Raw genomic sequence first — 7,580 nt, forward strand, 5'->3', positions numbered from 1 at the left:
CGTCCAGCATCAAGCACGCCCCCGAATCCCCGGTGTGCGACGCGATGCTTCTCCGGCCGGCCTGATCCAGAGCAGGACTGCCGCCCACGCCTGACGGCGGGCGGCAGCATCGCACCGAGAGGCGGGCCTGCTGGGCTCCCACCACCGGGTCAGCGCGCCAGATGGAACACCGCCGCCGCCACGATGCTGCCAAGGATCGTGCCGGCGATTACCTGGTTGCGTGTGTGGTCACGCAGTTCGATGCGGGACCAGCCAACGAGGATGACCAGCAGAAAGCCAAGAGCCATCCACGGCCCATAGGTCTGCACGAGCATCGCGCAGGCGCCCGCTGACACGGCCTGATGAACGGAGATCTTCCAGGCGAAGGTGATTGCAGTGAGGATCGCGAGCGTCACCAGCATCGAGACGATGAGGGCAACCATGGTGCGCGGCGCCCCCGCAACGAGCATCAGGACGATGCCGGTGGCTACGGAGAGCAGGATGACGGCCATCACGACAAGCCGTGCTGGCTTCGCCCCGACGTGCCTGTCGCCCCAGTGACCCTTGCGGATTCCGTACTTGATGAAGGTGATTGGGATGACGGCCGCAAAAAGGGCGCCGACCGCTCCCCAGGCAACGCCTTTCCATTGCGCGGTGTGCCAACCGACCAGCAGGGTGACAGCGATGATCCAGTTCTTCGGTTCTAGCCAGTCCGTAATGCGGCGGGCCAGCCGCGACTCGCTGAGGCGAACGTCAGTTGTCATGTGAGGAGATCCTTTCCGCATCGCCCTGCCCGTGGAAATGGATTACTGCTCTTGCCGGACGAATTCCGAAACGACTGGCGAGGAGAGGTATGCATGGGCAACGGTGCGCAACCATGCCAGTTCACTCGCCCTGTCCCGCCCAGTGACACCGAGGGGTGGATATTCAACTCCCTGCAATCGCTCCCCATTTCGGGCGCTCTGGACGGCTGCACGCAACCAGCAGGCTTCCGCGACTGCGTCAGAGTGTTGCGCGTCGACTCCCTCTTGGTGGACGAACTTCCGAGCCTTGGTGTGCATGTCGATTGACACGTACTCGCGAAGCGCTAGGCAGGCATCCTCGATCTCAATGACGCAGCGCTCCAGTCGAAAGGGGATACGCCTTCTGTGTACGGAGGTCGCCAGCACCACGTGCGGGGCTGCTTCCGTGAGCTGTGCCCACAGGGGCCGCAGCCTGCGCAGGGCGCTCCACGCCGCGACGTATTCCACGGCGACGGAGAGAGGGGGCAGGCAGACGCCGAGCGCGACCGACAGGACCGTGGCCTGCTTGAGCGTCGTGGAGAGAAGATTCTCCAAGCCTGGGTAGTTGGTGCCCGAGGCAAGCTGAAGCGTCACAAAGACGATGCGCTGGAGGGCGTACAGGCTTCCGAGCAGGGTTCCCAAGCCCAGAAATCCGAGGCCAGCCTTACCAAGGAGGGTTCGACTGTGGCGTACGCCGCCGAGGAACAGCCACGTCGCTACGACCATAGCAACGCCGATGTACAGCGTGAAGACCGCCATGTAGAGGACAGGGAAGAGAGCACCACGGCCCTCTCCGAGCCTGACCGGCCCGCCCGGCGTCCAGTTGGCCAAGGCATAGAAGGCGAGCATGAGAGGCAGCGTCACGCTGGCTGCCACCAGTCGGGTGCGACGTGCCAGGCCCTGCGGTCGAACGACTGCGATGACGAAGTCGAGCAGGTACGCCGCCGAGGTAACGCCGAGTATGTGTTTCAACAGCGGCGACAGCCTGGCGCCTGTACCGACAGCGGCATCGACTGCCTCTTTGAACTGCGGAACCTCGAACGTCATGGCAGCCGCGAGAGTGACCAGGGTCAACGCCAGGCTTCGCTGCTTGTGGGAGTGCCGGATGGACGGCAGTCGCCACAGCGCCACCAGCCAGAGGACGCCGGCGACGATGGTGGATGTGCTCATGAGCGGCGGTTCCTCCGGGGGTGGACCAGAGCGTCGTCGAGCCGCGACACCGCGCCGGACCGGCCTCGTTCCCGCCCTGAATGGGCGAGATCGTGGAAAAGCTCCCCCAGGCAGGAGGCAGCCATCTCGGCGTCGTACTCGGTTTCACTGTCGTAGCTCGTGCGACCGAGAACGGAGAGCACGGCAGAGGGATCGACCCCGTCGGGGAGAACGCCCAGCAGGGACTTGACGACGCTCTCGTTATGCCCCGCATGCCCGAGCAGCAGGTGCGCTAGCTCGTGGCGCACGATCTGCGCACGATGCCGTTCGCTGGTAGCCGCGACGTGAAAGATGTGGTCCCCGTGGTCGAAAGAGAGGACCACTCCACAGGGAGCGTTGGCCCCTCCGGTCTCAGGCAATTCGTGGAGGTGCAGAGGGCGGCCACGCTTGATGGCGAGCTGCCGGCATATTTCATCCACCGCGTAGGGATCGGCTATCTCGATCCCCCGCAGCTGCTCCTCGCACAGTTGCCTCAGCTGCGCCTCTCTGCGCGCAAATTGCCGATTGAACATGACGAGATCCTTGCTGTAGCCCCCGAATGAGCGCCGACACGGCCTGCGCTAACCGGAACCCACCATTCCGCGTGGTTCTAGCGGAGCTTTGCATAAGTTCAGATGGTTACCCAAAGTGATCTTGAAAGACCGGGTGCGGCATACCAGCCAAATCCACCCAGCCGGTGAGAGAGGTCACATCACTGCTCAGGCTTGTCGAGCCCTTCCCATCGGCGCGCCTGATTGATCACGTCCGTGATCATCCTCAAGCTGTCCGCCGAGAGGCCGTTGGCCCGTAGCGCAAGTCCGCGCACGTCGCTGTCGGCTACGGCCTCGATCAGCTCCATGGAGGCGCGCACCTTTTCGGCCTCCTCGGCGTCATAGTCCGAGAAGAAGTACTGCTCTTTGACGTGGAAGTGGCCGGCAAGTCGTTCCACCGTCGTGTAGGTGGGGTTGGGCTTCGCCCCGGTCCGCAGCTGCGAGATCGCGCTCTCAGACACGGAGATCGCCCGGGCGACCTCGGCGTTGGTGTAGCGCTTGCCGGTCTCCGGGTTCGTCACGGTCTGGAACAGGTGGTTGAGCTTGTCGGCGAATGAGCGCCGAGCGTCGGCCGCGCCGCCGGGCGCCTCCGCCGGTCCGCTGGACTCCACCATCACCGACTCCTCCCATCTAGACGTTGAACTCTGGACTGTACTGCAGTGTAGTTCCTCGGGCCAAAGACCGAGGGTCTTCACTTCAGTGTTGACAGACCGGGATCACTTTGGCGTAGGTTTTCGATCACAGCTTCACTGAAGTGTTGCGACGCCGACAGGGTGCGGTACGCGCTCCTTGCCCGGCCTTCGCGGCATACGTACGCGCTAGGACTCGCCCATGATCGCTCCACCCCCGTCGCAGCAGCTCACGCGACTTCTACAGGGTTTAAGAACCAACTCTGGACCTTGACGCGGAGCCGTGCGTATGTTCGTCGTCCCCCGCCGGGCAGACCGCCCGCACATGGACGAGCGCAGGAGCAATGACGTGCACAACCTTCGGGCCTCATAGGTCCCTGGACACAGCGACGGCGCCCGAGAGCTGCAACTCCCGGACGCCGGACGCTTAACGGCTGTACCGCCCCGGCAAGGGCGGAGATCGCCACCATCACCACGCTGATCCCTTCCACGGGGCGTCTCAGCGTGGCAACATCAAAGGAGATTCTTGCATGCGCTCCGCCCTGCGCAAAAGGCCCTTCCGTCCGGCCTGCGCGGCAGCTAGCTCCGCCTCGGCGCCTCAGCGCCCCGAGCCGGACCGCACCATCCTGGCCCTCGCGAGCCGCCGCTCCCGCCCGCTTGCCGGGAGCGGCCGATGAGCAGCGAAGCCCGCGAGTGGGTGTGGGAGCACAGCTCCAGCAGGGGGGCCGCGCGTCTGGTCCTGCTGTCGATCGCCGACCGGGTGGCCGACGATCAGTGCATCTCCTGGGCCTCGCTGTCCAGCCTGGCCAAGCGCACGCGCGCCTCGGTCTCCACGGTGCGCGAAGCCATCGAGCGCCTGCTCCTGGCCGGCGAGCTGGAACAGCTCGACGACCTGGTGGGCCCGCAGCGCAGCACGGTCTACCGCCTGCCTCTAGCCGCCGAAGCGGTGGCACAGGCGCTGCGAGAGCAGCGGGAGGAAGAAGGCGACACGGCGGTGTCGGACGAGCCCGCCGCCCCCGCGCAGCTCCGGCTCTCGGCTCTGCGGCGGTACGGGATCCGCCCGCGTGAGGTGCCGGAATCCCCCGCGAGGGTCCGGAAACCGGCAGTACCGGAAACCGGCAGGTCGCGACGGAAACCGGCACAGCGGCGTACCGGCCACCGGCACAGCGATGTACCGGCCACCGGCACACAGAACCGTAGTGAACCTGATTTGAACCGGAGGTACAGCAGTGGTGGTGCTGTGGTCACCTCGGCTGCCGACTGGCAGGTAGACCCCGCCACCCACACCTGGGCCCGCCAGCAGGGACACCTCGACCGCCTCGGCGCGCAGGGCCTGCAGGCCGCCGACGCGAAGTGGCGTGCCCACCGGGCGGGCCATGATCCGAGGCCGGCGGAAGCCTGGGCTGCCGACTGGCGCTCCTGGATCACCCGGGAGCACGCCCCCAGCCGCCCGAACCTCTACGCCGTGCCCGGCCAGAACACCGCCGCGGCCGGTGGCATGACGCGGGCCGAGAAGCACACCGCCGCCCTTCTCGCCGCCCTGGGCGAGCCGACCGGAACGGAGGGCTGACCGTGGACCGCCGCGAAATCGCCGCCCTGCTGGCCTACATCGGCCGGCTCGACCCCCGCAGCATCCGCACCGACGAGGGCGAGGCCCGCGATCAGCTTGCCCAGTGGCACGAGCTGCTCGGTGACGTGCCGATGGCCACCCCGCACGGCTGGGACGCCCGCGTCGCCGCCCGCCAGCACTACCGCGCCTCGCCGTACCAGATCCAGCCCGCGGACGTGGTCCGCCCCTGGGAGAGCTACCGGCGCAGCCGCCTAGCCCTCCACTCCGACCCCACACCGTCCGCGGACCCGGACGACCAGGCCGCCTGGACCGCCGAGCTGGTCGGCACCCGCCGCGCTGTCGCCGCCGGCATAGCGCAGCCCGCGCAGGCCCGGGCCATCACCAGCAGCCAGGAGGGGATCAACCCGAGGCTGCAGGCTCGGCTGGACCAGATCGGCTCCTGTATACCGCCCGCCGCCCGAGCCGCTCTCGCACCGTTCCGACCCGCCCGGGCTGCACGCGAAGCCGCCGTCGCGCAGGGGCTGCCCGATGCCCTGAGCGTGCGATGCGAGTGGTGTCTGGCCCCGGTCGGCGAGCCGTGCCGCCGCCGCCGGATCGGCCCCAACGATGGGGTACGTGCCATCACGCCGCGCACCGACCCGCACCCGGGCCGCTTCGACCTCGCCGCCGTTCAGCAGGCTCAGCGCACGGAGCAGGCCCAGCAGCCCGCCCTGGCCTGACCGGCGCCTCCGGCGCGTGCATCCCGTCCGCTGCACCGCCGCAACATCACCGTCCCGCACCGGCTGCGGCGCACGCCCACGCGCCGCAGCCGGCACCCGACGCCGCACCCGCCGAGCACTGCGCTAGCCGGCCGGCGTGGCAGCACATCGGAGACTCGCCTTGCGCCACATCACCACCCACGACGCGCCGGCCACCGGCCTGCGCGGCATCGGAGACACCAGCTGGCACGTCCGCGGAGCGTGCCACGGCATGGACGTCGAGGACGCCGACGCCGTGTTCTTCCCCGGGCCCCGGGATCACGAGGAGATCGCGGAGGCGAAGGAGCTGTGCAGCTGGTGCCCCGTACGCCGCGAGTGCCTGGACTTCGCCCTGGAGAACGTCCTCAAGGAAGGCGTCTGGGGCGGCCTCACCGAAGCCGAGCGGCGCCCGCTGCACGACAACCTGCACCAGCGCCTGGACTACCGGCGTGTGACCGCCTTCTTCCAAGGGCGCGACGTGCACCTGACGGAAGCCGAGCGGCAGGTCGTCATCGACCACGCCTACGTCCGGGGCTGGCAGCCCGACCGGCTCGCCGCCGCCCTGCAGATCAGCCACAAGCACGCCCGCGACCTGCTCCGACAAGCGGCCAACGCGGTCTTCGACCGCGACCGCAATTACGGCGTGCCCCGGTCCAAGAAGAAGCGGAAGAAGACCTCCAAGGCCAAGGGCGCCCCCGCGCCCGCAGCTCCTGGTACTCAGCAGCCGATAGGCCGCCCGGCGGCGTCGACCCCGGCGCCCGCCCCTCTCGGAAAGGCAGCATGACCCACCCTGTCCTCGCCTTCGGCGCTACTTCGGACTTCCCTCTCCTCCTCGCCGCCGTCGTGCCCGCCGCCCTCGCGCTCGTGCTGACCGCCTGGGCGATCCGGCGCCGGGGGACCCGCTCGCAGAAACGTCTCGGCGGCCCGGCGGTCAAGGTCGCCGCCGTCGCCGCCCTGGGCTGCACCGCCTACAGCGCTGACACCTCGTGGCGCTTCGCGGCCGACTACCTCGACATGGCCGGCACCGCCGAGCGTGCCGGCATGTTCGCCGCCGCCGAACTCGCCCTGTTCGCCACCGCGCTGATGGCACGGCAGAACCTCGCTGTCCAGGGCGCCCCCGGCCTGCCGGGCACGCTGGTGTGGGTGATCACCACGGTGCAGGTGATCCCCGCCTATGCCGAGAGCGGTCCCGTCGGCGGCACGGTCCGTGCCTTCGTCGGACCGGTCATGGCGGCGATGCTGTGGCACCTGGCCATGGGCATCGAGCTGCGCTTGCGCACCCCGGGTGCAGCCTCGCACGGACTGATCGCCGTCCTGGGCCGGGAGGCACGCGAGCGTCTGCTGTCCCGCCTGGGCATCGCCGCGCGAGACCGCGACGCCGCGCAGATCACCCGGGACCGGGCCACCGCCCGTGCGGTCACCCTCGCCGCCCGCCTCGCCGAGCGCGCACCCGAGCAGCAGCAGAGCCGTCGAGGCCGGCGGCTGACGCGACGCCTTTCGAAGGCGGTCGGCAGGGCTTCGGTCGGAACCGATCCCCTCCAGCGGGCGCAGCTGCTCGACCAGCTCGCCGCCCGGCGACACGCGCTGGCGCTCGCCACGGTCCCGCTCCCTTCTCCCTGGTCCCCGGCGCACAAAAGCGCATCGGCCGCCACGGTCCCCGCACAGCCGACATCGAATGGGCCGGTCCCCATCCCCGCTCCCGACGATTCCGACGAGCCGGTCCGGGACCGAGGACCGAGGTCTCCTCGGAGACCGGTCCCCGAGGAGGCGGACCCGAAAGCCAAGGTCGGCGCGGGGACCAAGGGCGACGCAACGGGAACGGCCGCGGGAACCAAGCCCTCTGAAGACGGTGCGGGCCCGGGGACCGAACCCGCCGGTCCGGGAGCCGCAGCGCGGGATGCAGCGGCCACGAGGAGCGACCGCGACGCGCGAGAAATAGCAGCTCAGCACTCGGATTCTCATCGGGGACCGGGCATCGCAAAGTCGGGGACCGAGAGCACCGAGGACCGAGGACCGACCGCCCCACAATCCGGGACCGAGACCACCCAGGACCGAGGACCGACCGCCCCACAATCCGGGACCGAGACCACCCAGGACCGAGGACCGACCGCCCCACAATCCGGGACCGAGACCACCCAGGACCG

General features: G+C 69.0%; 8 protein-coding genes. 4 read left to right on the forward strand and 4 right to left on the reverse strand.

Translation table 11 applies throughout. From position 1 onward, the window contains the following. Positions 1–149: 149 nt before the first annotated feature. From ACZ434_RS09440 to ACZ434_RS09455, 4 genes are all read right to left on the reverse strand, one after another. Positions 150–743 (reverse strand): phosphatase PAP2 family protein, encoded by a 594-nt coding sequence (locus ACZ434_RS09440; RefSeq protein WP_439454062.1) that lies wholly within the window; start codon positions 741–743, stop codon positions 150–152. Between the two features lie 42 nt (positions 744–785). Next, a complete protein-coding gene (locus ACZ434_RS09445; protein ID WP_468453520.1) occupies positions 786–1,931 on the reverse strand; it encodes an MAB_1171c family putative transporter in 1,146 nt (381 codons plus the stop codon). After that, a complete protein-coding gene (locus ACZ434_RS09450) occupies positions 1,928–2,482 on the reverse strand; it encodes a secondary metabolite protein (protein WP_468453522.1) in 555 nt (184 codons plus the stop codon). Before ACZ434_RS09450 ends, ACZ434_RS09445 begins: the two co-directional genes overlap by 4 nt. Positions 2,483–2,661: 179 nt before the next feature. Further along, on the reverse strand, positions 2,662–3,114 hold the full coding sequence (locus ACZ434_RS09455; protein WP_439454059.1) for a helix-turn-helix domain-containing protein: 453 nt from the start codon (positions 3,112–3,114) through the stop codon (positions 2,662–2,664). 688 nt (positions 3,115–3,802) lie between these two features. On the opposite strand from ACZ434_RS09455, the gene ACZ434_RS09460 reads away from it, so the two are divergent. From ACZ434_RS09460 to ACZ434_RS09475, 4 genes are all read left to right on the forward strand, one after another. Then, a complete protein-coding gene (locus ACZ434_RS09460; protein ID WP_468453523.1) occupies positions 3,803–4,699 on the forward strand; it encodes a helix-turn-helix domain-containing protein in 897 nt (298 codons plus the stop codon). Between the two features lie 2 nt (positions 4,700–4,701). After that, the gene (locus tag ACZ434_RS09465) at positions 4,702–5,418 is read left to right on the forward strand and encodes a zinc finger domain-containing protein (protein WP_468453524.1); all 717 of its coding nucleotides are present in this window, start codon (positions 4,702–4,704) and stop codon (positions 5,416–5,418) included. 160 nt (positions 5,419–5,578) lie between these two features. Next, entirely contained in the window at positions 5,579–6,220 is a 642-nt protein-coding gene (locus ACZ434_RS09470) for a WhiB family transcriptional regulator (RefSeq protein WP_439454056.1), read from the forward strand. Further along, positions 6,217–7,580, forward strand: a 1,364-nt coding sequence (locus tag ACZ434_RS09475; protein WP_468453525.1) for a hypothetical protein, incomplete at its 3' end; no start/stop codon positions are given. The genes ACZ434_RS09470 and ACZ434_RS09475, both read left to right, overlap by 4 nt.

The organism is Streptomyces sp. NPDC030893 (genome assembly GCF_055571535.1).

Excerpts from the sequence above, each read along its gene's own strand:
- ACZ434_RS09440 (WP_439454062.1), bottom strand. The coding sequence starts at position 743 with ATGACAACTGACGTTCGCCTCAGCGAGTCGCGGCTGGCCCGCCGCATT.
- ACZ434_RS09445 (WP_468453520.1), bottom strand. The coding sequence starts at position 1,931 with ATGAGCACATCCACCATCGTCGCCGGCGTCCTCTGGCTGGTGGCGCTG.
- ACZ434_RS09450 (WP_468453522.1), bottom strand. The coding sequence starts at position 2,482 with ATGTTCAATCGGCAATTTGCGCGCAGAGAGGCGCAGCTGAGGCAACTG.
- ACZ434_RS09455 (WP_439454059.1), bottom strand. The coding sequence starts at position 3,114 with ATGGTGGAGTCCAGCGGACCGGCGGAGGCGCCCGGCGGCGCGGCCGAC.
- ACZ434_RS09460 (WP_468453523.1), top strand. The coding sequence starts at position 3,803 with ATGAGCAGCGAAGCCCGCGAGTGGGTGTGGGAGCACAGCTCCAGCAGG.